The following is a 23,747-nucleotide window of genomic DNA, read 5'->3' as shown; positions in this document are numbered from 1 at the left end:
TCGACTGGCGTCGGTCCGCCGGACTGCTAGGCTCACCCTCGTCGACGGAGGGACGGGCTGATGCGGATGGCGATCATGGCGGCGGTTCTGGCGGTCGGGCTGGCGGGCGCGGCGGGGGCGCAGGATGTCCCCTCCCCCTATGACGCGGTCGATCCCTTCATCGGCACCGCCGGCAAAGGCCACACCTTCCCCGGCGCGGTCGCCCCGTTCGGCATGGTCCAGCTCAGCCCCGACACCGACTACAAGCTGCTGCGCGAAGGCTACGACTGGGCCTCGGGCTACCGCTACGACGATCCGACCATCCTCGGCTTCTCCCACACCCATTTCTCCGGCACCGGCCATTCCGACCTCGGGGACCTTCTGGTCGTGCCTCAGTCGGGGGAGCTGCAATGGGACGCCGGCGCCGCGGACCAGCCCGGCTCAGGCTACCGCTCGCGCTACGACAAGGCCTCCGAGGTCGCCGAGCCCGGCTACTACGCCGTCAACCTGACCGACTCCGGCGTGCGGGCCGAACTGACCACCGGCGTCCGCGTCGGCCTGCATCGCTACGCCTTCCCGGAAGGCCGGCCGGCGCGCGTGCTGATCGACTTCCGCCCCTCGATCTACGACTACCCGGGCAAGGTCCTGTGGTCGCGCATCCGGGTGCATGCCGACGGCACGGTCACCGGCTTCCGGGAGACCCGCGGCTGGGCCCCCGGCCGCCAGTTCTATTTCGCCATTCGCTTCTCGAAACCGGTCACCGGCTATCAGCTGCGCGATCGCGAGGAGAACGTCCCCTACCGCGGCTTCCGCCAGCCCGGGCGCACCCCCGACGACCGTCAGCAGGTCGAGGGCCGCCAGCTCGAGGCCGCCTTCGACTTCGGCGAAATCGACGCGCCGCTGCTGGTCCAGGTCGCCATCTCCTCGGTCGACGAGGCCGGCGCTCTCGCCAATCTCGAATCCGAAGGCGGGGCCTTCGACTTCGACGGCCTTCGCGCCAACACCCGCGCCCAGTGGGAGGAGGCCCTGAACGTCGTCCAGATCGAGGCCGCGCCGGAGATGCGCACCAGCATCTACACGGCCCTCTACCACACCCTGATCGCCCCCTCGGTGCACAGCGACGCCGACGGCCGCTGGCGCGGGCCCGACAACGGCGTGCATCAGGCCGACTTCACCGTCCACTCGACCTTCAGCCTGTGGGACACCTTCCGCGCCGAACACCCGCTGCTGACCCTGGTCCAGCCGCCCTTCCGCAACGCCGACATGGTCAACTCGCTGATCGCGGCCCAGCGGGTCAGCCCCTACGGCATCCTGCCCGTCTGGTCGTTCGCGGGTCAGGAGACCTGGACCATGATCGGCTATCACGCCGTCCCGGTGATCGCCGATGCGTATCTGAAGGGCCTGCCCGGCGTCGACGGCGAGGCCGCCCTGAACGCCATGATCGCCAGCGCCAGCTACCGCCCCTACGGCGGCCTCGGCGACTATATGGACCTCGGCTATGTGCCCATCGATCGCGAGCCCGAGGCCGCGTCCAAGACCGTCGAATACGCCTATGACGACTGGACCATCGCCCGCATGGCCGAGCGGCTGGGGAAGGCGGATGTCGCCGCCGGGTTCGACCGCCGCGCCGGCTTCTGGCGCAACACCTTCGACCCGCAGACCGGCTTCGTTCGCGCCCGCCTCGCCGACGGCTCTTTCCGCGAGCCGTTCGACCCGACCGCCATCAACTACGGATCGGACTACACCGAGGGCAACGCCTGGCAGTATTCGTGGTTCGTGCCCCAGGACATGGCCGCGCTGGTCGGAGCCATGGGTGGCGACGCGGCCACGGTGGCCAAGCTCGACGCCATGTTCGACTTCGACAACTCGGGCCTCGACTACTCGCACGCCGAGGACATCGCCGGTCTGATCGGCCAGTACATCCACGGCAACGAGCCCAGTCACCACTCGGCCTACGCCTATGTCTTCGCCGGCGCCCCATGGCGGACGCAGGCGCGGCTGAAGCAGATCATGGACAGCCAGTACCACTCCCGCCCCGATGGCCTCGCCGGCAACGACGACGTCGGCCAGATGTCGGCATGGCTGATGTTCAGCGCCATGGGCTTCTATCCGGTGACGCCCGGCTCGGGCCAATACGTCATCGGCCGCCCCTTCACCGACCGCACCGTCCTCAACCTCGCCAACGGCCGCCGCTTCACCATCGCGACCGAGGGCCTGTCGGACGACCACCCCTACATCCAGTCCGTCACCCTGAACGGCCGCCCCCTCGCCCGCACCTGGATCGGCCACGACGAGATCATGGCCGGCGGGGAGTTGCGGTTCGTGATGGGAGCGGAGCCGAACACGGCGTGGGGCGCGGGGCCCGAGGCGCGGCCGTATTCGATGAGCACGGCCGACTGACCGTTAAGTGCGCACAAACCCCCTGAGCACATTCGCCTCCGTGCTCAGGACCAGCCGGTTCAGGTCCACCCGCTTCGGCTCGGCGAACATCAGGAAGTAGTATTTCATCTGCTCCGACCACCAGTAGCCGGGGCAGTTGTCGCCCTGCGCCATCGGCCGCGTCGTGATGTCGGCCAGCGAGGTGTAGCCATAGGTCGCCTTCGAGGTGGCCTTCATGTTGCGCCAGTGGATCGCCGTCAGCGCCCGGTAGCGGTCGTCGCGGTCATGCTGCCACAGGTTCAGGCACGCGTCGGCGAACTCCGGCCGCAGGCCGGTGCGCTTCCCGCGCGGCGTCGCCGTCGTGACGTCGATCGACTCCGGAACGATAGTGTAGCGCTCCTGCATGGCGGTGTAGGTCGCGAGGAAGTCATCCCCCTCCGCCTTGAAGCCCGCCTGCCCCAGCAGCCCCGCCAGATACCCGCCCAGCACCGTCTGCGAGGTCCCCGTCACCGCCCCGGTTTCGTAATCCACCATCGGGAACCACAGCCGCCCGGCGTAGCGCCGGCCCTGATGCGCGACCATCGCCGCCAGGCACTCCTGCGCCCAGCGCTTCATGTCCTCGTCGCCGAACAGCTCCCAGCTGTCCCATAGGTATTCGTAGAAGCTGTCGGCGTAGACATCGATTGACGCGTTGCGGCTGGTGAACTGCCCAGTCTCGGCATGGATGTTCGCCGCCATCAGGCCGATGTCCGACCGCATATCCAGCGCGTGCTTCATCGCCCGCTTGGCTGCCGCATAGTAGCGCTCGTCGCCCGTCAGCTGGCCCAGCACTCCGAACTCGGTCGCATAGGTGCCGATCTCGGCGAGGTTGGTCTCCGGGTCGCGCACCGCTCCGGTCTTCAGGTTCACATACCGGTACGGCAGCCCGTGCGGCGACGCCTCGAACGCCTTCAGCAGCCGGTCGGCCAGATCCTTAGCCTTGGCCAGCAACACCGGATCGCCGCACGCCAGATGCGCCGACAGCAGGCCGCCCACCAGCCGGATGTTGGTCTCGAAAACTTGCGAATAGCCGTCGATGTCGAAGTGCAGGTTCGACTTCACCCAGTCGACTCCCTGCTGGAACTCTGCGTCCAGCTCCATGATCCACAGCGTGTCCAGCGCCTCGACCAGCGACAGGCCCAGATCATGCCCCTCGATGAAGAAGGACTGCGCCGTCCCCGACACCGGATTGATCTCATCCTTGCCCCACGCCCTGTCGACGTAGTGGTCCCAGGCCCATCTGAACTCGGCCTTCACATCGGCGCCGAGCGCAGCCCAGTCCTCCGGCTGGGCCGCCTCTGACTGCGCGGCGGCGGGCAGACCGGACATCCCGGCGAGAACGGAACCGCCCATCAGGGCGAGGGCGGAGCGGCGGTGCATCTTCGATCGGATCATGCGTCACCGTATCCCGATGACGCCGCGCCGCAACCGCCGGTCTTAGCGGCTGACCGCCAGCCTCGGTCCGCCCATCATCCACGGGGGCTCGGGCATGGCCCGCCGCGCCGCCGACTGGGCCCGCGTCCACTGGTCGTGCAGGTCGTTGAAATAGGCGTCGTCTTCCTCGATCCGCCGCACGTCCCCGCTCAGGAAGCCGCGGCGCAGGGTCAGCATGTCGAACGGCGCGCCGACCGACACGTTCGACCGCATCGTCGTCGAAAACGAGATCAGCCCCAGCTTCACCGCCTCCGCCAGCGGGGTGTCATAGGCCAGTCCGCTCTCGAGGATCGGCTTGCCGTATTTCAGCTCGCCGATCTGGAGATAGGGCGTGTCCCGCCCGCACTCGATGAAATTGCCCTGGCTGTAGATCAGATACAGCCCCATCTCCCCGCCGGCGATCTGACCGCCCAGCAGCATCGAGGCCGAGGTGTTCAGGCTGTCCGCCTCCAGCGCCGGCGCAATCGACTGCCGGACGCTGCGGAGCGCATGGCCCAGCAACTGGGCGCAGCGGTACAGGCTCGGCGCCGTCTCCAGCGTCTCGGGCGGTTCGCCGACCTTCAGGTGCACGCCCTCGCGGACCATGGCCATCGCCGTCTGGGTCACCGACAGATTGCCCGCCGTACAGACGCCCAGCACCCGGTCGCCCGGCTGATCGATGACATGCAGCTTGCGATAGGACGAGATATTGTCGACGCCGGCATTGGTCCGGGTGTCGGCGATCATCGCCAACCCGTCCTCGACCAGCATCCCCACACAGTAGGTCATGAGGTGCGCCGCATCCGACCAACGTCCGTCATCAGGGAACGGTAACAGATTCCCTGCCCCGTCGATCCCGCGACTACGCCTGTTGCTGGCTCTGTTGCATGTCGGCATCACGCACGGACAGCCGGACCGCCAGCCGCTCGCCCCCGCCGCCGTAGCTGGCGCCCCGCACCGGCGCCGCGCCCAGATAGTCCAGCCCCGTCGCGATCCGCACATAGCGGTCGGTCGGGCAGACGCCGTTGGCCGGATCGAACCCGACCCAGCCCAGATCCTCCAGCCACGCCTCGGCCCAGGCGTGCGCCGCCTCCTGATCCGCCGTATCCCGCCGCAGCAGATGCCCCGACACATAGCGCGCCGGCACCCCCATCTGCCGGGCGCAGGCGATGAAGACGTGGGCGTGGTCCTGACAGACCCCCCGGCCCAGGGCCAGCACCTCCGCCGCCGTGTGCGTCGGCGTCGTCACCCCCACCTCGAACGCCACCGAGCCGTGGATCGCCGCCATCAGCCGGTGCAGGCGGTCCAGCGGCGGATGGGCCGAAAACTCGGATGCGAACACCGAGATCAGCCGGTCCCGCTTCGTCAGATGGGTGTCCCGCAGGAAGACCAGCGGCGACAGCGTCTCCTGATCCGGCGGCACAACCCCCGCCGTGTCGCTGGTGATCACCTCGCCCGAAACCCGGACGGTCAGGCTCTGCGTCGGCTGTTCGGTGTAGAGGGTGTGCACCACATTGCCGAAGGCGTCCTCCGACCGGTGCAGCCTGGAATCGATGTCCGTCTCCACCTGCCAGTGGCGCACCTGCTGCGCCTCGCTGGAGCGCGGGGTCAGCCTCAGCGTCTGGATGATGAACCGGGCCGCCCGGTCGTAGGCGTAGGTCGTGGCGTAGTCGATCTGGATGCGCACGGACGCCCTAACTCAGGTACTGGTCGTGGATGGCCTGACCCAGCCGCCCGTTCTCGGCGAGGAAGGCCTGGATATATTCGTGCAGGCCGGACTGGAAGATGGCCTCGATGCGCGAATTGTCGAACGACCGCATCCGGTCCGCCGCCAGCCTCTGTGCCGGACCCCGCCGCCCGTAGTCGCCGGCCAGCCGCTCCAAATAGCGCACGATCGAGGCCTGACAGCTGGCCAGCGAGCGCGGCATCTGACGGTTCAGCACCAGCAGGTCCGCCACCAGCCACGGCTTGACGCTGTCCCGATAGACCCAGCGATAGGCCGTCAGCGCCGACACTTCGCGCAGCAGCGTGGTCCACTGGAAATAGTCAAGCTGTCCGCCGACCCGCTCACCCTCGGGCAGCAGCAGATGATACTTCACGTCCAGCAGCCGCGCCGTGTTGTCGGCCCGCTCAATGGCCGCCCCCAACCGCAGGAAATAGTAGCCGTCGTTCCTCAGCATGGTCCGCGAGGTCGCGCCCTCGACCGCCAGGGTCACGCCCTTCACCCACTCCAGAAACCGCGTGAAGTCGTCGCGCCGCGTCGGCTGTCCCTGCTCGGCCAGCCCGTTCCACGCCCCGTTGATCGCCTCCCACAGCTCGACCGTCAGGGCGGTGCGCACCGACCGGGCGTTCGTCCGCGCCCGGGTGATGCTGGCGGTGATCGACGACGAATTCTCGGGCGAGAAGGCCAGGTATTCGCGCACCGACTTCTCCGTCGGCGACCGTCCCAGCGCTTTCGGTGCGCCCGCGCTGGCCAGGGCGCTGGCCCAGACGGTGCTCGCGTCTCCGTCGCCGCGCGTCGGAATCGCCGCCAACCGGATCGTGGCCTCCAGGATGCGCGCCAGAAAATCCGCCCGCTCGATATAGCGGCCGGTCCAGTACAGGCTGTCTGCGGTTCTTGAGAGCATCAGACGTCCAGCACCCAGGTGTCCTTGGTCCCGCCGCCCTGACTGGAGTTGACCACCAGCGAGCCCGGCTTCAGCGCTACCCGCGTCAGCCCGCCCGGCGCCACCTTCACCCCCTCGGGGCTCGAAAGCACGAATGGCCGCAGGTCGACGTGGCGCGGCGCCAGCTCGCCCTTGTCCAGCGTCGGCGCGGTGGACAGCTCCAGCGTCGGCTGGGCGATGAAGTCGTCGGGATCGTTGATCAGCCGTTTGCGGAAGGCCTCGACCTCGGCCTTCGACGCCGCCGGCCCGACCAGCATGCCATAGCCGCCGGACCCGCCGACCTCCTTGACCACCAGATCCTGCAGATTGGCCAGCACGTGCTTCAGCGCCTCGGGCTCGCGGCACCGCCACGTCGGCACATTCTTCAGGATCGGCTCCTCGCCGGTGAAGAAGCGAATGATCTCCGGCATGTAGGTATAGACCGCCTTGTCGTCGGCCACGCCCGTCCCGACGGCGTTGGCCAGCGTCACCGACCCTTCCTGATAGGCCGCCATCAGCCCGGGCACTCCCAGCGCCGAGTCCGGCCGGAAGGTCAGGGGATCGAGGAAATCGTCGTCGATCCGGCGATAGACCACGTCGACCTGCTGGCGGCCCTGCGTCGTGCGCATGAACACCTTGCCGTCGTCGACGAACAGGTCGCGTCCTTCGACCAGATCGACCCCCAGCTTGTCGGCCAGGAAGCTGTGTTCGTAATAGGCCGAGTTGAACGGCCCGGGCGTCAGCACCACGATCGTCGGATCGGCCCCCGCCGCCTCCGGCGCGCAGGCTCGCAAGCTGGCCAGCAGCATGTCCGCATAGGTCTCGACCGGCCGCACCGGATAGTCGGCGAACAGGTCCGGGAACAACCGCATCATCATCTCGCGGTTCTCCAGCATGTAGGAGACCCCCGAGGGCGTGCGGCAATTGTCCTCCAGCACGTAGAAGCCATCCTCGCCCGTGCGCACCAGATCGACGCCGGCGATCTGCACCCAGACGCCGCGCGGCGGCCGGCGGCCCTGCATCTCGGGCACATAGTGCGGGTTGGTCAGGATCAGTTCGGCCGGCACCACGCCCGCCTTCAGGCATTCCTGCCGTCCGTAGACATCGGCCAGGAACAGGTTGATCGCATTGACCCGCTGGACCAGCCCGGCCTCCAGCCCCGCCCATTCCGCGGCGCCGATGATCCGCGGCACCACGTCGAAGGGGATCAGCCGCTCGCTCGATTCCGCATCGCCATAGACGGCGAAGGTGATCCCCATCCGCCGGAAGAACAGCTCGGCTTGGCGCGAACGGGATTGCAGCAGGCCGTCGGGCGCATCGGCGAGCCAGCGCGCCAGCCCCCGATAGCTCTCCCGGACGTCCGCCCCATAGGCGGTCGCGTCTCCTGACATCTCGTCGAAGGCCATGCCGCTCCCGCTGCAACGAACCACGAGCGTGGCCCGATAAGTTACGCTTGCGCAACAGGAATGTTGCACCGCCGCGACCGGCGCTGACACCTTCGTGAGCGCGGCCGTTCCCCGGAACATCCCCTTGCCACGCCCCGTTTGGAAAGTCTCACCAACGGAGTGCAGGACGATGCAGAATCCCTTCCGTCATCAGGACCAGAGCGGTCGGCCCGATCACGACAACTGGCGCTCGCAGGGCGGCGACGGACAGCGCGCCACCGAGGATCGCAGCTGGACCTGGGGCAATGGCGACGGCGGCCGCACCGCCGAGGCCTTCCGCCACCAAGGCAATGACCAGCAGGGCCGGCAGGGCCAGGGCGGTTGGGGCCACGGCCAGAACCAGCCCAACCCGTCGGCTCAGAGCTATTACGGCCAGCAGGGCTCGTCCGCGCAGGGCCAGTACGGCCAAGGCCAGTATGGGCAGGGACAGTCGAGCCAGAGCCAGTATGGTCAGGGCTCGTCCGGCGGCTGGTCACCACAGAGCGGTCCCTCCGGTCCGTATGGCCCCTCCGGTTACCAGCAGTCGGGCTCTCAGCCGGGCTACGGCGGCGGGTCGCAAGGCCAGAATGTTGGCGGCCAGAACTACGGCGCCCAGAACTACAGCGGCGGCCAACAGCACGCCGGCCAGCAGGGCCAGCACGCCTACGCCCCCGGCTCGCAGATCTGGGAAGGCTCCGGCCGCGGCATGGGCGGCCAGACGCATGAGCACCACGAGTTCGAGCCCGACTACCTGCACTGGCGCGAACAGCAGCTCTCGGCCTTCGATCAGGACTACAAGTCCTGGCGCGACGAACGCCGCCAGAAATTCTCATCCGACTTCGACACCTGGCGACAGAGCCGCCCTCGAACCGAGGCCTCGGGTGAGCAGAAGACCCAGGCCGCAAATCCCATCGTCGGAGACGTCTCCGACGGCGGCGTCGGCAGCGCCGCGGACGCGAAAAAGGGCTGATCCGCCCTCCAGCGTGACGAAGGGCCCGGGGGTTCACCCCCCGGGCCCTTTTTCTTTGTCGCCTCTGCAGCCGGGAGCCTCGCTCCTACCGCGGCGGGGCGTTCTTCACATAGGTATCCAGCCATCGGGTCATCTCCCACAGCGTGTGGCCCACCGACTCCCGCGCGCGATAGCCGTGCGCCTCCAGCGGCAGGACCACGTAGCGCACCGTAGCGCCGTGCCCCTTCAACGCCGCATAGAACCGCTCCGACTGGATCGGGAAGGTGCCCGAATTGTCGTCCGCCTCGCCGTGGATCAGCAGGATCGGCTCGTTGACCTTGTCCGCATAGGCGAAAGGCGACATGGCGTCATAGGTCTCCGGCGCCTCCCAGTAGGTCCGCTGCTCGGACTGGAAGCCGAACGGCGTCAGGGTGCGGTTGTAAGCGCCAGAGCGCGCGATACCGGCGCGGAACAGGTCGGTATGGGCCAGCAGGTTGGCGGTCATGAAGGCGCCGTAGCTGTGCCCGCCGACCGCGATCCGGTCGCGGTCCGCCACGCCCATCCCGACGACCGCATCGACCGCCGCCTGCGCGTCCGCCGTCAGTTGCTCGATATAGGTGTCGTTCGGCTCGGCCCCGTCCTTGCCGATGATCGGGAACGAGGGATCGTCCAGCACCGCATAGCCCTGGGTCAGCAGGAACAGATGACTGATGCCGCCCGGCCGGGTGAACCGGTTGGCCGTATCGACGACCTGCCCCGCCACCGCCGCGTCGGTGAACTCGGCCGGATAGGCCCACATCACCAGCGGCAGCGGACCGTCGCGATCCTTGTCGTAGCCCGCCGGCAGATACAGCGTGCCGGACAGTTGCACCCCGTCGGCGCGGGTGTAGCTGATCAGCTGTTTAGACACGCCGGCCAGCTGCGGCGCCGGATCGGGGAAGGCCGTCAGAGCGTCAGACTGGCCGTCGTCCAGATTGCGCAGATACAGGTTCGGCGGATCGTTGCGGGTCTCGCGCCGCGTCACCAGCCGCCGGCCCGCGTCGTCCAGAATGCCGACCACGCTCTCGTAGTCGCCGTTGGCCGAAGTCCACAGGCGCTCGGTCTGACCACTGTTGAGATCCATGGCCGCGAGGAACGGATACTCCCCCTCCCGCGTCGCCCCCGCGCCGGTCATCAGTACCCGTCCATCCGACGCAAACCGCGCCACCGGGAAGCCGGCCGCATTCGGCTCGGTCAGGGGGAAGCCCGGATCGTTGTAGCGATCCTGATAATTCCGCTCCAGCAGCACCCGCCCCGCTCCGGGGTTCGACGGATCGACGACGATCCGCGTCTCATGGCGGGTGTTGAACCAGCGGCTGTAGACCAGCGCCGTATCCGCATCGCCCCACGTCAGGCCGCCATAGCGCTCCTTCAGATCGACCAGGGTCGTCGGTTGCCCGCTGAACGGCGCGGCCAGCATCAGGACCCGGTCGCGCACCTCCGCCGGCGTGCGCGGATCGCCTCCGTCCTGCGCCTCGGTCCACACCAGCGTCGAGGGGGCGTCGGCCCGCCACTGCACCGAGCGCGGTCCCGGCGCCACGGCGTCGAAGGGCGTCGGGATATTGTCGCGCAGCGGCAGGTCGGCGATCCGGTGCACCTCACGCCCCTGCAGGTCCGTCACCCTCACCGTGGCCGGGAAAAGCGAGGCCGGCACGACATAGCTGAACGGCCGCCTGGCCATCGTCTGCAGCACATAGCGGCCGTCCGGCGACACGCTCGAGCCCAGATAGATCGCCGGCTCTCCCAGCGTCCTCGGCGCGCCGTTCAGCGGAACCAGCGTCAGCTGCGAAGTGAAATAGTAGTCGAACAGCGCCTCGTCGCCCGGACTGGACAGCAGGTCCTGATAGGTCCGCGCCGGAGCCGCCCGGCCCATGCTTTCCTCGATCGTCGGGCCGCTCGGCGCGCGGCTTACGTCAGGAGCCGGGCCCCGGCCCTCGGGCGTCATGCGTACGATCAGGCCCGAGCTGTCGGGCAGCCAGTCGAACGCCCCGCCCCCGGCCGCGTTGACCCGCGCGTCCGTCAACTTCCGCGCCATGCCGCGCGACACGTCGACGACCCACAGCTCCAGCCCGGTCGGCGCATCCATCAGCAGGGCGATCGAGCGCGAGTCCGGCGACCACGACGGTGACAGGAAGCGGGCGTTGGCGGGCAGAACGATCCTCGCGGTCGCGCCGCCTGGAATGGCCTGCTGCAGATCCAGCCCCGTCAGCCAGGTCACCCGGCTATTCGACTGGCCGTTGTTCCTCGGATTGATCCGGTATCCGCCCAGCCGCAGCATCGGTTCCGCCAGCTCCGCGATCGGCGGCAGGTTGGACCGGTCGAACAGCGCGAGGGTCGCGTGATCGGGGCTCAGGCTCGGCGTCGGCGTCGGCTTCGCGTCCAGAATGTCCGCGATCGGCGCCGGTGGCTGCTGATAGGTCAGCCCGTCCTGAGCCAGCGCGGGCCCGGCGAGCGCGGCGATCAGCACGAAGGCGGGCAGGGCCCGGCCGAGAAGACGATGACGCATGTTCACTCCCCAGTGCCGCCGGTCCGTCCAGCGGGCGGGGCAGGCTAGGGTCGCCCGTCCGCGCGGGTCAAGGCCGCCGCGGCGCCGCGCCGGTCATCGCATAGCAGCTCGCCCGCGTCGGCATCCGCCCCTCCCGGTCGCCATAGGCCGCACGGATCGAGCAGATGTCCGCCGGGCTCAACTGGCCCTTCCACCGCTCGGCGTTGCAGTAGTTCATGATCGAGGCCGCGTCGTAATAGGTCTCCTCCGCGTCCTCCGGCTCCGGCGTCTCCATCCGCGCCACGCAGTCCGGCGCGCGCGGGCTGACGTGGTCGTGGCTGAAACCGAGCGCATGCCCCAGTTCGTGCAGGGCGTCGGCGTAGAAACAGCTCTCCCCGCCCACGCTGCCGCGGCGCCCGCAGATGCGGTTGGTGACCAGATATTCGGCGTTCAGCGTCACGGTCCCGCCGCGCACCAGATTGACGCCCAGATGGCTGGCCGAGGCGAACAGCTCCGGGTCGTGGACGATGCGGATCGGGATGCGCCGGTTCGGCCCCATCGTCGGGCTGTCGGCGCAGTCGGCGCGGATGTCGAAGTCCACCCTGGCCACGGCCTCCCAAGCCGCGGCCGCATCCAGCACCTTGGCTCGCGCCCAGCCGTCCTCTTCCGCCGGGCTCTGGAAGCACATCGGCACGAGCCCCGCCGGCCACATGTCGGCCTGCGCCGGAGGCGGCGCGGTGACGATCGGCGGAGGGGGCGGCGGCGGAGGCGGTGGCGGCGGAGGGGGCGGCGGTGGCGGCGGTGGCGGCGGGATGTAGGACGGCTCCTGCTGCTGGAAGATCGAACAGCTCGCCAGGGGCGCCGCGGCCAGCGCAGCGAGGAGCAGCATCAGGACGAGTCTCAAACGGGTCATGCCCAGCGCGTCTCCGTCAGCGTCAGCTTCAGTTCGATCCACTCGGCCCGCGCATCCGCCCGCCCCGCCGCCGGATCCAAGTCCTCCGCGAACACCGTCACCGCCGCCGGCCCGTCGCCCGAGGCCAGCAGGTTCAGCACCTCCTCCCCGAACCGGAACGGCAGCACATAGGGCCCGCGATGATGCTGATGCTCGCCCGGCTCCGGCAGGTGCACGAAGGTCGGAGACGAGCCCAGCGGCCGCTCCCGCCCTCCCGTCGTCAGCCGGATCTCCAGCGACCGGTCCTCCAGCCCCGCCTCCCGGGCATAGGCCACCGCCCCCTCGCCCACGATCATCAGCGTGTCGTCGGCCTCCCGCATCCGCGCCACCGCCTGGTCCGGCAGGTCCAGCCGCATCCGGCCGCTCCCCGGCGCGGCGTCGGCCCGCACCGTCCAGCTCTGTCCACCGACCGGAACCCGCCGCGTCGCCCCGGGCGGCCCGGCCTCCGGCACATTGAACACCGGGAAAGGATACAGCCGGTCGTAGTCATACCCCAGCGGCCGCGTCTCCAGCGTCCCGCCCACCGGCAATTGTCTGACCTCGCGCCCGTCCGCATCGACAAAGCCGGTCACCGTCAGCCCCGTCCAATCCGCCGGATACAGCCCCTCTCCGCCCCGGTTGCGATGCCAGGTCGCCCAGACCCGGTCGACATTGCTGTGGTGCAGCCAGAACATCGGGTCCTGCGCCGAGGTCCGTGGGTGCTTCATCGCCCCGCCGATCAGCTGATGGACGTGGTTGTGGCCGTAGCCCTCGACCATCCCCGCCCCCTCCGGCAGCTTGCCGAAGAAGGTCGGGAAATCGTCCGACGCCAACTTGGCCGAATAGGGCGACTCCGCCCAGCGCGCCGCCGCGAAGTCCAGCGTCTCCACCCCCCGCGCCCGCTCCCGCTCGTACAGCGGCGCATCCCGTCCCGCGACCCAGTCCGGCAGGAACCGATGCTCCTGCCAGTCCCAGTACGGCATGGCGAAGCTGTCGTGCCCCGTCAGCCGCGCAACGATCCGTTCCATATGCACTAGCTGCTGCCGGTGCCACGGCAAGAACAGGCCGTTGTTGTGCTGCGAACTGCGGTGATGGATCTGCGTCTGGCGCGTCCACGACAGGGCGTCGTTGCGCCGCTTCATCGTCCGCACCGCCTCGCCGAACGCGACGACGTCGTCGCTGGTCACCGTCAGCGAGCCCGCGCCCTTGCGGATGCGCGCTGGCGTCTGCGCCTGCGCTGCGCCCGCCGCCATGATCGCCGCAGCCCCTCCGGCCAGCGCCGCGCGCCGGTTCATTCTCATCGAAACGCCCCCGTCCCCACAGCCCTGCGCGTGCGCCGGCTAGGGCGCAGCTTTCACGGTTCCGCCGCCGCTGTCGAGCCGTCCGCCGCCGTTCCGGAATCCTGCGTCTGCCCGACGAACCGCGCCCGCCGCGCCGCATCCCAGCCCTCGCGCACGCCCTGCCGCGGCATGTCCACGCCGAACACCGCCAGCCGCGCCACCCACACTTCCGAAAGCTGACGCACCGTCTCCGGGACCCAGCCTGGCGGCTGCTGCCGCGACCAGTTCAGCGGCGACACCGCGTTGAACACCAGCAGGAAGACCGCCGCCACCATCACCGTCCGGCTGGTCCAGCGCCGGTCGCGCGCCGCCACGCCCTCCTCGTCCAGCGGCGGCGCCGGCGGGAAGGCGAACCGCCCCAGCGCCACCAGCGCATTCTCCCGCGTCGGCAGGTCGTGGGCGTCGGCCCGCTCGATCCAGTCGCTCGGCGGGTCGGGCTCGGCGGCCGCCGGCGGCGCCACGCTCTCGGCCAGCGGCGGGAACGGCGAGTCGCCGCGCACCGTCGGGAACGGCTCCAGCGGGATCGGCGGCTCGTCGCGATAGTTCGTCATGCCTCCCTCCAACGCCCTAGAACTGGAAATAGATGAAGGGCGCCACGCCCTCGGGCCGCACCGCCTCGACCAGCAGTATGGCCGCCCCGATCAGCAGGCCCAGCGTGATCGACGGCGCCCCCTTCAGCCGCTCGGCCATCCCCTCGATGGCCCGCGGCGGCAGCCAGTGCATCGCCAGCCCGCCGACGATCAGCGCCAGCAGCAGCGGCGTCAGCATCACCGCCGGTCCCGCGCGCCCCAGCCCTTCCAGCACCTGCAGCGCCAGATCGAAGCTCTCGGCCCGGAACAGGATCCAGCCGAGACAGACGATGTGGAAGGTCACCAGCACCCCCACCACCGTCAGCAGCACGGACCGTCGTTCCTCGGCCCCCTCCGGCCGCCTGAACACCGCCCGTCCCAGCCGCTCGATCACCTGCACGCCCCCGTGCAGCGCGCCCCACGCCAGGAAGGTCAGCGCCGCCCCGTGCCATAGCCCCCCAAGAACCATGGTGATGAAGACGTTGATGCAGCTGGCCAACAGCCCCCGTCGGCCGCCCCCCAGCGGCACGTAGAGATAATCCCTGAGCCAGCTCGACAGGCTGATGTGCCAGCGCCGCCAGAAGCTCTGCATCGACGCCGCCCGGTACGGCTGGTCGAAATTCCTCGGGAAGGAATAGCCCAGCAGCGCCGCCAGCCCGATCGCCATGTCCGAATAGGCCGAGAAGTCGCAGTATATCTGGACCGCATAGCCATAGACCGCCGCCGCGATGTCCAGCGCCCCGAACGCGGTCGGATCGAAGAACACCGGATCGACCAGATGCGTCGACAGCTCCGACGCGATCACCGTCTTCTTGAACAGGCCCCACACGATCAGCAGCAGGCCGTGGGTGGCCATCTCGCGGGTCAGCCGCGGCGTCCGGTCGAACTGCGGCAGCAGGTCCGACGCCCGCACGATCGGCCCCGCCACCAGATGCGGGAAGAAGCTCATCAGCAGCATGACGTCGAGCAGGCTCTTCGCCGGCGGCGTCTTCCCGCGATGCACGTCGACGACGTAGCTGACGCCCTGGAAGGTGAAGAAGGAAATCCCGACCGGCAGCACGATCTGCAGCAGCGGCAGGTCCCGCTCCCATCCGAACCGCGCCAGCAGCTCCCCCGCCTCCTGAACGAAGAAGCCGTAGTATTTGAAGAAGCCGAGGATCAGCAGATTGGCCGTCGCGCCCAGCGCCACCAGCCAGCCGTTGCCGCCTTTTTCACCCGGGCCGACGCCCCGCCGCTCGCGGTCGCGCGCGATCAGCGCCGCCACGCCCCAGTTCAGGATTGCCGATCCGATCAGCAGGCCGACGAACCGCCAGTCCCACTGCGCATAGAAGAACCAGCTGGCCAGCAGCAGGAACAGCTTCCGCTTGCCGTTCTCGCGATCCAGCGACCAGGCGGTGAAATAGACGATCAGGAAGAAGACGCCGAACGCCAGCGTGGGGAACAGCATCTACTCCGCGCCCCCAGAACCCGTGTTACCGGTCGCCTTCCACGCGTCGTAGGCGCCCAGCAGATCGCCGGCCAGCACGCCGCCGATCCAGTCCGACCCGGCGCTGCTGAAATGCACCCGGTCGCCCCGCATATAGGGCTCCGCCCTCAACGCCAGCCGGTCCGCCGAACAGTCGCCGCCCATCCGCCCATGCCAGTCCCAGAACGCCACACCCATGTCGGCGGCGACCCGTCCCTGCACGTCGCGGACCAACGCCAGCGAAGGCGGCGGCGCCCGCACGCCATCCGCGCTGCACCCTCCCGCGACCCCACTGCGCTGCCCGTCCGGAGCGCCCAGGATCATGATGGACACGCCGGGCGCCAGTGTCCTCAGCCGCGCCACCTGCCCCCGCAGCAGCGCCTCGTAGGCGGCGGGCTCGAAGGCGTCGTCGAACCCCTCGTTGGTGCCGAACGCCAGCACGATCAGGTCCGGTCGCCACGCCTCCAGCTCGGCCGAGACGGTCCCCTCGTCCCGCGCCGCCAGATCGCGCAGGGTGGCGCCCACCCGCCCCAGGTTCGAAAGCACGACGCCCGGCCCCGCCCCGTCCAGCCTCACGGAATCGATCACCACGCCATCGCCGAGCGGCCGCAGCCGCACGTCGTTCGTCGCACCCCCGAACGCCATCGACCGGCAGACCTCGGCCTCCGGTCCCCCGCCGTTGAAGTCGAGCGCCTGGATCGTGCCCCTGAACTCGATCGCGAGACCGGGGCCCGGCCCCCTCGCCCGGCCGCAGACGCCGACCCCCGTGGCTTCCGACCCGGGCTCCAGCTCAAAGCCCATCACCGCATCGCCGGCGCCGGTCGACCGAGCCCCGCTGAGCCCGACACGCGGCGAGGCCGTCCCAGCAGGCGGCTGCAGCGGCGCTATTTCGGTCACCCAGCCCGCGGAGCCCACGGCGACATGAAAGGGCGCGTAACCGTCATAGGGCACGCCGGGGGGCAGCACGCCCCGGCCCGCGCGGCCGAACCGCTGTTGCAGCTCCACCCTCAGCTTGCCGGTGATCCGGTCTCCGGCCGTGTGGCTGTCCCCGATCTGCAGCACATGCACCGGTCGGGTTCGACGCCCCGCCTCCGTCATCGCCAGCCCTGTGAAGAACGTCTGCAGCCCCTCGGGCTGGCACAGGCCGCTCGGGCACACCCCCGTCCCCGGCTCCAGCGGCGCCATGGCCTCATAGGCCGTCTGGGCGGCGGCCGGCGCGGCGATCAGAAGCGTGGCCAGCACGGCTCCCGCCAGACCCGGATTGAAGCGCCCCCTTCTCAACCGCTCATCCCCGCGAAGGCGGGGACCCAGTTCTTTGGGTGACCGGTCGTGCCCTGGAGTCCCCACGCCCATTGTCCTCAAGCCCCGGCGCTTCGCTGGACAGGACTGGATCCCCGCCTTCGCGGGGATGAGCGGTAGAAGGAACTGACAGCCCGGCGTCCCGCTTCAGCCGCTCGGCCACCGGTCCGCTCATGCGCAGATAGCCGGCCATCGACATGTGGATCCCGTCGTTGGCCCGCATCAGCACCTTCCGCCCGCTGGGGTTCGGCAGATAGGCCTCGTAGCGCCCCTCGTCGTTCGAGGTCAGGCCCGTGGTCTCCAGATACGGCACGCCCAGCGCCTTCATCCGGGCCTCGACGACGCCGTTGATCAGCGCCATCCGGCCGTCGAACCGCTCGCTCTTCATGCGCGGCAGTCCGACCCAGTAGACCGCAACGTCGCGGCTACGCAGCATCGCCACCAGATTGTCGATCCGCGTCGCATAGGCGGCCTTCCAGCCCTCGGTGCCGAAGTCGTGGATCACGCCATCCAGGCTGATGCCCTGGGCGTCATTGGTGCCGAACAGGATCACCGCCACATCGACCGGCGTCTCGTTGATCTGCCGCTCGGTCTTGGCCTGGATGTCGACGTAGTCGTATCGCGACAGGCCCGTCGACACCTCTGAAAACCGCGTCACCGTCACCTTCGGCTGGTCGCGCAGGTCGCGGTACAGGCCGGCGTAAAGGCCGTCCGCCATCGAGTCACCGAACACGCCAATCCGCAGCGGCCCGTGCGTAAGCCGCGCCGACAGCGGCGTAACGGCCGGCATGGCGGGTGCGGCGACCGCCACGACCGGTGCGGGGGCGGCTGGCAGCCGCTCGGCCGGGGCCGAGGCATTCGCCCGGTCGCCCAGCATCACCGTCGGATTGCGCAGCCAGTGCCGCCCGTCCGGCGTCAGCAGCAGTCCGGCCAGCACCCCGACCACGAAGGTCACCGTCAATGTGTTGACGCCAGCCCGCAACTCGTCCCCCGAACGCCAGTCACCCAAGCCTCGCCTTTTACGCTATCCCCGCCCCCTGACCATCGCACGCCCGCCTCACGCGAAGAAAAAGGTTAACGTGCCACTCTCGTCTCCTCCCCATCGCCCGCGACAGGGGGAGACGAAATCGCCACGACGCTGTGCTTGCAATCCGCGGATCTGTAGTCGGATAGCGGCGACAAACCCGTGCGACTTCAGCCACATCGCCTTTTCTCGAGCTGATCTTCTGAGCACGCTATCCAGTGGCCGTATAATGCTCCCGCTCGTTTCCGCCACCGGTCTTTGACAATCGAAATCCGCTCTCGCCGCCACAGGCGTCCCCAAGAGCAAAACCGACTCTCCGGACTCTTCGGACCCCTTTTTTTAGTTTGTACCCGGGTAAAACCACCCTCAGCCCCGTTCGACTGCCATCGCCACGGCGCCCCGCCGCCCTTGCTCCCCGCCCCTGCCCGCGTTACGGACGGCGAAAGGCCGTCGATATTCATCAGGCGGTGAAAAATAAGAGGAAGCGATGCGGAAGATCTTCCCCGACGCGAAATCCGCGCTGGAGGGCCTGACGTTCGACGGCATGACCGTCATGTCCGGCGGCTTCGGCCTTTGCGGCATCCCCGAGCACCTGATCGCGGCCCTGCGCGACAGCGGCGCCAAGGGTCTGACGGTCATCTCCAACAACGCCGGCGTCGACGGCTTCGGCCTCGGCCAACTGCTGGAGACGCGCCAGATCGCCAAGATGATCTCGTCCTACGTCGGCGAGAACAAGGAGTTCGAACGCCAGTATCTGGCCGGCGAGCTCCAACTCGAGTTCAACCCGCAGGGCACCCTGGCCGAGCGCATCCGCGCGGGCGGCGCCGGCATCCCCGCCTTCTTCACCGCCACTGGCGTCGGCACCCTCGTCGCCGAGGGCAAGGAAGTCCGCGAGTTCGACGGCCGCCAGTACGTCATGGAAACCGGCCTCGTCGCCGACCTGTCCATCGTCAAGGCCTGGAAGGCCGACGAGCGCGGCAACCTCGTCTTCCGCAAGACGGCCCGCAACTTCAATCCGATGATGGCGACGGCCGGCAAGGCCTGCGTCGTCGAGGTGGAGGAGATCGTCCCCACGGGCTCGATCGACCCGGACCACATCCACACCCCCGGCATCTACGTCGACCGCATCGTCCTGACCGTGCCCGAGAAGCGCATCGAACAGCGCACGATCCGTCAGCGGGAGACCGCGTGATGAATGACCAGGCCCATTACGACCTGCTGAAGAAGATCAACGACAAGCTCGTCTGGATCGTCATCCTGCTGATCCTGATCATGCTCAACACCTGCTCGCTGAGCGACGACCTGTCCGACGCCGCCCGCGACCTCCGCAAGTCGACCCGGTCCGCGGCGCCTGCCGCCGCCGCCGAAGCCCCGCAACAAGGCTGATCCCATGCCCCGCACCCGCGAACAACTGGCCGAACGCGCCGCGAAGGAGCTGCAGGACGGCTTCTATGTGAACCTCGGCATCGGCATCCCGACGCTCGTCGCCAACTACATCCCCGAAGGCATGGAGGTCACCCTCCAGTCCGAGAACGGCATGCTCGGCATGGGCCCCTTCCCTTATGACGAAGACGTCGACGCCGACCTGATCAACGCCGGCAAGCAAACGATCACCCAGATTCCCGAGAGCTCCTATTTCAGCTCCTCGGACAGCTTCGCGATGATCCGCGGCGGCCACATCAACCTGTCCATCCTCGGCGCCATGGAAGTGGCGGAGAACGGCGACATCGCAAACTGGATGATCCCGGGCAAGCTGGTGAAGGGCATGGGCGGCGCCATGGATCTCGTCGCCGGCGTCAAGCGCGTGGTGGTGGTCATGGATCACGCCAACAAGCACGGCCAGTCCAAGGTGCTGAAGGCCTGCACCCTGCCCCTGACCGGCACGGGCGTGGTCAGCCGCGTCATCACCGACCTGTGCGTCTTCGACGTCAAGCCGGACGGCGCGGGCCTCGAACTGATCGAACTGGCCGACGGCGTCACCCTCGAGGAAGTCGCCTCCAAGACCGAGGCCACCTACACCGTCGCCCCCGGCGTCGGCTAACGTTCGCGGTACAGCGTCGCCAGCACCGCGAGGGCCTCTTCGGTCTCGGCCCGGTTCGGCGTCTCGTCGTCGATGCCATAACCGACCCGCTCGCCCGAGCCATTGGCCTGGATCACGATCCCGTCGTGGCGCGGCACCATGCTGATCGACCGGTAGTTCAGCCCGTAGGTGAGTTCCGGCTGCGGCGTCAGCCAGCCGATCTGGCCCCGCACCGGAATCACGCTCTCGTCCCCGAACAGCGCCCGCGCGCCATATCCGGTGCAGTTGACCACCACCGGCTCGGCCAGCTCCGCCAGCTCCGACGGCGCGTGAAACGTCCGCTGCGCGATCCGCCCGCCCTCCATCAGGAAGGCCTCCGTGATCTGCCGCGCATATTCGGCGACGTTGAAGGTCATGTTCGGATAGACTAGGGCGCTCGCGACCGGGAACGGATGCTCATCCGCGGTAAGGTCGCGGCCGTCCGGGCCGATATCGGTCAGCTGGCCCCGGAGATGCTGGAACCGGACCGACGTGTCGACGGGCGCCGGTCCAACCGCCCCGCCGCCCCCCGACCCATCCTCCAGCTCGTAGGTGTCGATGAAGCGGACCGGATCGCCGTCCAGCCCGATGAAGCTGTGATGCGCCGCCCAGGACGCCCGCGCCATCGCCTCCCAGCGCGCCGGGAAGCCGGCATCCGTGCCGCCCTCCAGCGACAGCCGCGACTGGGGCGACCACACGCCGGTCGCCCGCGCGGACCGCGTATAGGGCGTCCGTTCGGTCGCATAGATCGTGACCTGCGCCCCCGCCCTCAGGATCTGCAGCGCCGCGGTCAGGCCCAGCGCGCCGCAGCCGATGACGGCCACCTGCCGCTGACCACCTTCCAGCGCCAGATCGCGCGCCGCGACGGCCGATCCCCACGAGAGCGACCAGCCCGAGCCGCCATGGCCATAGTTGTGAACCACCCGCTTGTCGCCGACCCGCTCCACCTCGATCCGCGGCCCCTGCGCCCGGAAAGGCCTCAGGCACACCGTGATCCGGCTCAGCCGCCCCGGATCGGTCAGCAGCCGCGCGAAGGGCTGGGGCTGAAAACGCGGCCGTGTCGATGTCGTCAGAGCGGCGGGCCCCGAGGCGCATCCGGCCAGTCCGGCATACCCCAGCCCGGCCAGGACCATCCTTCGGTGCAACTGAGCGTCCAGTGTCGATCTCCCGGGCCGGAGGGCTCCAGCCGGGTATCATCCGCCGCCCGAAGCAGCAATCGGCTCAAGCGTCGCCGTTGCCACCGCGCCCAAGTCGTAGCCATAGTCTCGCGCCGGCAGGGTGCCGGAGCCGGAGTCTGAGTGATGGCCGACGGAGCCTACCGCTGGCAGGGCCACGCCCCGACGCCCGACGCCGCCCGCGTCGAGGCGATCCACTCCGCCTCGGATGACGCCACGACCGACGCCTTCGCCGAGCCCGCCCGGGCCGCCGCCGTCGCCAAACTGGAACAGGCGCTCGCCGCCGCCCGCACCGGCGATCTGGCCGCGGCCGCCGAACGTCTCGCCAACGCCCGCGCCGCCCTTGCCCGGCTCGATCCGTCGGCGCTCGAACCCCGCCGCGGCCTCGCCGGCCTGTTCGACAGCCGCAACGGCCGGCTCAAGGCCTTCCGCGAAAGCTTCCGCCACGCTGCGGCCGCCGTCTCCGATGTCGCCAACGATCTGACCGGCCGGATCGAGGACGCCGCCCGCCGCTCCGGGGCTCTGGACGGCCTCTGGTCCGAACTACGCGACGCCATGGTCGAGATCGACGCCCACCTCCTCGCCGCCGCCCGCCGCCTCTCCGGCCACGTCGCCGCCGACGACGCCCCGCCGCATCCTCTGGAAGAGCGCAAGGCGACACTCGACGCCTGCCGCGCCGCCGCCCTCGGCGCCTTGCCCCTGATCCGCGGTGCCCAGAACGCAGACGCCCGCGCTGCGGAGGCGCTCAAAGCCTGCGGCGACGGCTTCGTGGAATGGCGACAGGGCTGGAGCGAAGCCCTCGGTCTCGCCGGCAAACGCCCGAAGAAGGTGCGCCCCGATCGCGAGCGGCTGATAAGCCTGCGCGACGCCCTGCTGGCCCGCATTGACCGCACGCTCGCCGAACTGACCGCGTCCCGCGCCCGCCGCGGCGAGATCGAGGGCCGCCTGTCCGCCCTGCGCGCGCCGCTCTGATCAGCCGACGTTCGCCTCGGTCCAGCTGACGATCTGCGTATTCAGGTCGCGGCTGGCCATATCAAAGGCCTCGACGATCGCGCCGATCCGGTTCTCGGCCGCTGGCTGCCGGACCGTGAAGGCCTTCTCCGTCACCACCGTCCGCTCGGGATAGCGCAGAATCCGCGCCCGCGCGGTGACCAGCACCTCCGGCACGGCTCCCGGGGCGGCGTAACGCGCCTCGAAGGCCTGAATGTCGATGTCCAGCGTCCGCACGGCGGTCGACGCCTCGCGCAGGCCGATGATCCGCACCCGCGTCGCCTGGCTCGCGAACGCCGCCTGCAGGCTTTGGCCGTACAGATCTTCAGCGGGCGATACCCAGCGGGCTCCCTTGATGTAGGCCGCCTCAAGGCCTGTCACGCCGAGGATGCGATCGCCCTTGGACGCCTCCGGGAAGTTCACGGGCCGCATCAGCACCGGCATCGGCGACTGCGCCATCGGGCTCGTCGGCGACGTGCTGGCGTCCGAACCGAACCGGTACAGCTGCACCGGATCGGGCGAGGACAGCAGGGCGCAGGCGCCGACGAGGGCGGCGAGCGCTCCGGCGGCGGCGAGGCGGGTAATGGCGCGAAGGGTCATGGCTGGACCTCGATCTCATTGGAGGCGGGACGGCCGATGAAGTCGCGCGGACTGCTGCGGACCTCGTCGATGAGGCCCTGCAGCGACCGCGTCGCCTCGTCGAGCGACTGGATGGTCTGCTGGAGTTGCGGCAGCGTCGTCGTGGCGAAGTCGCCGACCGGCCGCTCGAGGCCGCCGATCGTGCGGTTGGCCGAGGCCGCCGCCTGCTCCGCCTGCTGCGCCGCCTTGTTGATGTTGGCGATGGCCTCGCGGCCGTCGGTGTCTACGATCCGCCGTGCGTCGGCGCCCAGCAGGCGGTACTCCTCGATGGCCGCGTTGGCGCGGGTCAGGGCCTGCTCCAGTTGCTCGAACATTCCCTTCCGCGCCTCAAGCTCGGTCGACAGGGATTCGATGTTCTTCAGGCTGGTCGAGAAGGACCGCACATTGTCGTCCGACAGCACCCGGTTGATCCGGTTCAGCGCATCCACCGTCTGCGCCAGCACCGTCCCGGACCCCGACAGCAGCTCCGCGATCGGCGACGGCTGGCTCTGGATCACCGGCACGACGTTGTCGGGATACTGGGTCTTCAGGATCGCGCTGTTCGGATTGCCCGCGGTGATCTGGATGTAGTTGAGGCCGGTGATGCCCTGCGGCTCCAGCTGGGCGCGCGACGTGACGCGAACCGGCGTGGTGCCGTCGATACGGATGCGCGCGATCACCTGATCGCCCTTGTTCGGATCGAGGTTCAGGTCCGTGACCTCGCCGACGCGGATGCCGTTGAAATGCACCTCGCCACCCTCTGACAGACCGCGAACCGGACCGTAGAAGACGATGTCATAGACGTCGTAGTCGCTGTTGAATTGCAGCCGGGCCAGCCAGATGGCGAACACGGCCAGCGCCGCCAGAAGGGCGACGGTGGCGATGCCGACGGCGGCATAGTGGGCGTCTCTTTCCATCTCTCCGC

21 protein-coding genes are annotated in these 23,747 nt (G+C 69.2%); 6 read left to right on the top strand and 15 right to left on the bottom strand.

What is annotated here, in order from left to right:
* The first annotated feature begins 60 nt into the window (after positions 1-60).
* Complete coding sequence (locus tag GGQ87_RS09600; RefSeq protein WP_168046917.1) at positions 61-2,379, top strand: GH92 family glycosyl hydrolase; 2,319 nt, start codon at positions 61-63, stop codon at positions 2,377-2,379.
* Positions 2,380-2,382: 3 nt separating this feature from the next.
* Here the strand turns inward: GGQ87_RS09600 and GGQ87_RS09595 are convergent, their stop codons facing one another.
* The 5 genes from GGQ87_RS09595 to GGQ87_RS09575 all read right to left on the bottom strand — a co-directional run bounded on the left by GGQ87_RS09595 (position 2,383) and on the right by GGQ87_RS09575 (position 7,861).
* Complete coding sequence (locus tag GGQ87_RS09595; protein ID WP_168046915.1) at positions 2,383-3,792, bottom strand: glycoside hydrolase family 47 protein; 1,410 nt, start codon at positions 3,790-3,792, stop codon at positions 2,383-2,385.
* Between the two features lie 42 nt (positions 3,793-3,834).
* Positions 3,835-4,599, bottom strand: a complete 765-nt coding sequence (locus GGQ87_RS09590; RefSeq protein WP_168046913.1) for a proteasome-type protease — start codon at positions 4,597-4,599, stop codon at positions 3,835-3,837.
* 73 nt (positions 4,600-4,672) lie between these two features.
* Entirely contained in the window at positions 4,673-5,497 is an 825-nt protein-coding gene (locus GGQ87_RS15625) for a transglutaminase domain-containing protein (RefSeq protein ID WP_168046911.1), read from the bottom strand.
* 7 nt (positions 5,498-5,504) lie between these two features.
* Positions 5,505-6,437 carry an alpha-E domain-containing protein gene (locus GGQ87_RS09580; RefSeq protein ID WP_168046909.1) on the bottom strand — a complete coding sequence of 311 codons (933 nt, stop codon included), beginning with the start codon at positions 6,435-6,437 and terminating at the stop codon, positions 5,505-5,507.
* On the bottom strand, positions 6,437-7,861 hold the full coding sequence (locus GGQ87_RS09575) for a circularly permuted type 2 ATP-grasp protein (protein ID WP_168046908.1): 1,425 nt from the start codon (positions 7,859-7,861) through the stop codon (positions 6,437-6,439). Before GGQ87_RS09575 ends, GGQ87_RS09580 begins: the two co-directional genes overlap by 1 nt.
* A gap of 169 nt (positions 7,862-8,030) precedes the next feature.
* On the opposite strand from GGQ87_RS09575, the gene GGQ87_RS09570 reads away from it, so the two are divergent.
* Positions 8,031-8,849: a hypothetical protein gene (locus tag GGQ87_RS09570; protein ID WP_168046906.1), complete on the top strand. Its 819-nt coding sequence runs from the start codon at positions 8,031-8,033 to the stop codon at positions 8,847-8,849.
* Between the two features lie 85 nt (positions 8,850-8,934).
* On the opposite strand, the gene GGQ87_RS09565 is transcribed toward GGQ87_RS09570, so the two are convergent.
* The 7 genes from GGQ87_RS09565 to GGQ87_RS09535 all read right to left on the bottom strand — a co-directional run bounded on the left by GGQ87_RS09565 (position 8,935) and on the right by GGQ87_RS09535 (position 17,965).
* Positions 8,935-11,373, bottom strand: coding sequence for a prolyl oligopeptidase family serine peptidase (locus tag GGQ87_RS09565; RefSeq protein WP_168046904.1), 2,439 nt, complete (start codon positions 11,371-11,373; stop codon positions 8,935-8,937).
* A gap of 67 nt (positions 11,374-11,440) precedes the next feature.
* Complete coding sequence (locus GGQ87_RS09560; protein ID WP_168044692.1) at positions 11,441-12,265, bottom strand: zinc metalloprotease; 825 nt, start codon at positions 12,263-12,265, stop codon at positions 11,441-11,443.
* A complete protein-coding gene (locus GGQ87_RS09555) occupies positions 12,262-13,584 on the bottom strand; it encodes a tyrosinase family protein (protein WP_168046902.1) in 1,323 nt (440 codons plus the stop codon). The genes GGQ87_RS09560 and GGQ87_RS09555 overlap by 4 nt, the downstream gene beginning before the upstream one ends.
* A gap of 53 nt (positions 13,585-13,637) precedes the next feature.
* Positions 13,638-14,174, bottom strand: a complete 537-nt coding sequence (locus GGQ87_RS09550; RefSeq protein WP_168046900.1) for a hypothetical protein — start codon at positions 14,172-14,174, stop codon at positions 13,638-13,640.
* A 16-nt stretch (positions 14,175-14,190) separates the two neighbouring features.
* Positions 14,191-15,639 (bottom strand): MBOAT family O-acyltransferase, encoded by a 1,449-nt coding sequence (locus GGQ87_RS09545; RefSeq protein WP_168046898.1) that lies wholly within the window; start codon positions 15,637-15,639, stop codon positions 14,191-14,193.
* Positions 15,640-16,899: a GDSL-type esterase/lipase family protein gene (locus GGQ87_RS09540; protein ID WP_168046897.1), complete on the bottom strand. Its 1,260-nt coding sequence runs from the start codon at positions 16,897-16,899 to the stop codon at positions 15,640-15,642. It abuts the gene before it with no gap.
* 43 nt (positions 16,900-16,942) lie between these two features.
* A complete protein-coding gene (locus tag GGQ87_RS09535) occupies positions 16,943-17,965 on the bottom strand; it encodes an SGNH/GDSL hydrolase family protein (protein WP_245161454.1) in 1,023 nt (340 codons plus the stop codon).
* Positions 17,966-18,467: 502 nt separating this feature from the next.
* On the opposite strand from GGQ87_RS09535, the gene GGQ87_RS09530 reads away from it, so the two are divergent.
* The 3 genes from GGQ87_RS09530 to GGQ87_RS09520 are packed head-to-tail and all read left to right on the top strand — an operon-like array spanning position 18,468 to position 20,021.
* Positions 18,468-19,172: a CoA transferase subunit A gene (locus GGQ87_RS09530; RefSeq protein ID WP_168046895.1), complete on the top strand. Its 705-nt coding sequence runs from the start codon at positions 18,468-18,470 to the stop codon at positions 19,170-19,172.
* Positions 19,172-19,366 carry a hypothetical protein gene (locus GGQ87_RS09525; protein WP_168046893.1) on the top strand — a complete coding sequence of 65 codons (195 nt, stop codon included), beginning with the start codon at positions 19,172-19,174 and terminating at the stop codon, positions 19,364-19,366. The genes GGQ87_RS09530 and GGQ87_RS09525 overlap by 1 nt, the downstream gene beginning before the upstream one ends.
* Positions 19,367-19,370: 4 nt before the next feature.
* Complete coding sequence (locus GGQ87_RS09520; RefSeq protein WP_168046891.1) at positions 19,371-20,021, top strand: 3-oxoacid CoA-transferase subunit B; 651 nt, start codon at positions 19,371-19,373, stop codon at positions 20,019-20,021.
* Here the strand turns inward: GGQ87_RS09520 and GGQ87_RS09515 are convergent.
* Positions 20,018-21,184 carry an FAD-dependent oxidoreductase gene (locus tag GGQ87_RS09515; RefSeq protein WP_245161453.1) on the bottom strand — a complete coding sequence of 389 codons (1,167 nt, stop codon included), beginning with the start codon at positions 21,182-21,184 and terminating at the stop codon, positions 20,018-20,020. The genes GGQ87_RS09520 and GGQ87_RS09515 overlap by 4 nt on opposite strands.
* Positions 21,185-21,340: 156 nt before the next feature.
* On the opposite strand from GGQ87_RS09515, the gene GGQ87_RS09510 reads away from it, so the two are divergent.
* Positions 21,341-22,186: a toxic anion resistance protein gene (locus tag GGQ87_RS09510; RefSeq protein WP_168046889.1), complete on the top strand. Its 846-nt coding sequence runs from the start codon at positions 21,341-21,343 to the stop codon at positions 22,184-22,186.
* Here GGQ87_RS09510 and GGQ87_RS09505 read toward each other — a convergent pair whose 3' ends face one another.
* Both GGQ87_RS09505 and GGQ87_RS09500 read right to left on the bottom strand, forming a co-directional pair.
* Positions 22,187-22,804, bottom strand: coding sequence for an ABC-type transport auxiliary lipoprotein family protein (locus GGQ87_RS09505; protein ID WP_168046887.1), 618 nt, complete (start codon positions 22,802-22,804; stop codon positions 22,187-22,189).
* A complete protein-coding gene (locus tag GGQ87_RS09500) occupies positions 22,801-23,739 on the bottom strand; it encodes an MlaD family protein (RefSeq protein WP_168046885.1) in 939 nt (312 codons plus the stop codon). Before GGQ87_RS09500 ends, GGQ87_RS09505 begins: the two co-directional genes overlap by 4 nt.
* Positions 23,740-23,747: the final 8 nt, after the last annotated feature.

Origin of the sequence: Brevundimonas alba (genome assembly GCF_011927945.1) — a bacterium.
GTDB classification, from domain to species: domain Bacteria; phylum Pseudomonadota; class Alphaproteobacteria; order Caulobacterales; family Caulobacteraceae; genus Brevundimonas; species Brevundimonas alba.
This window is presented reverse-complemented; position numbering and strand designations above follow the sequence as displayed.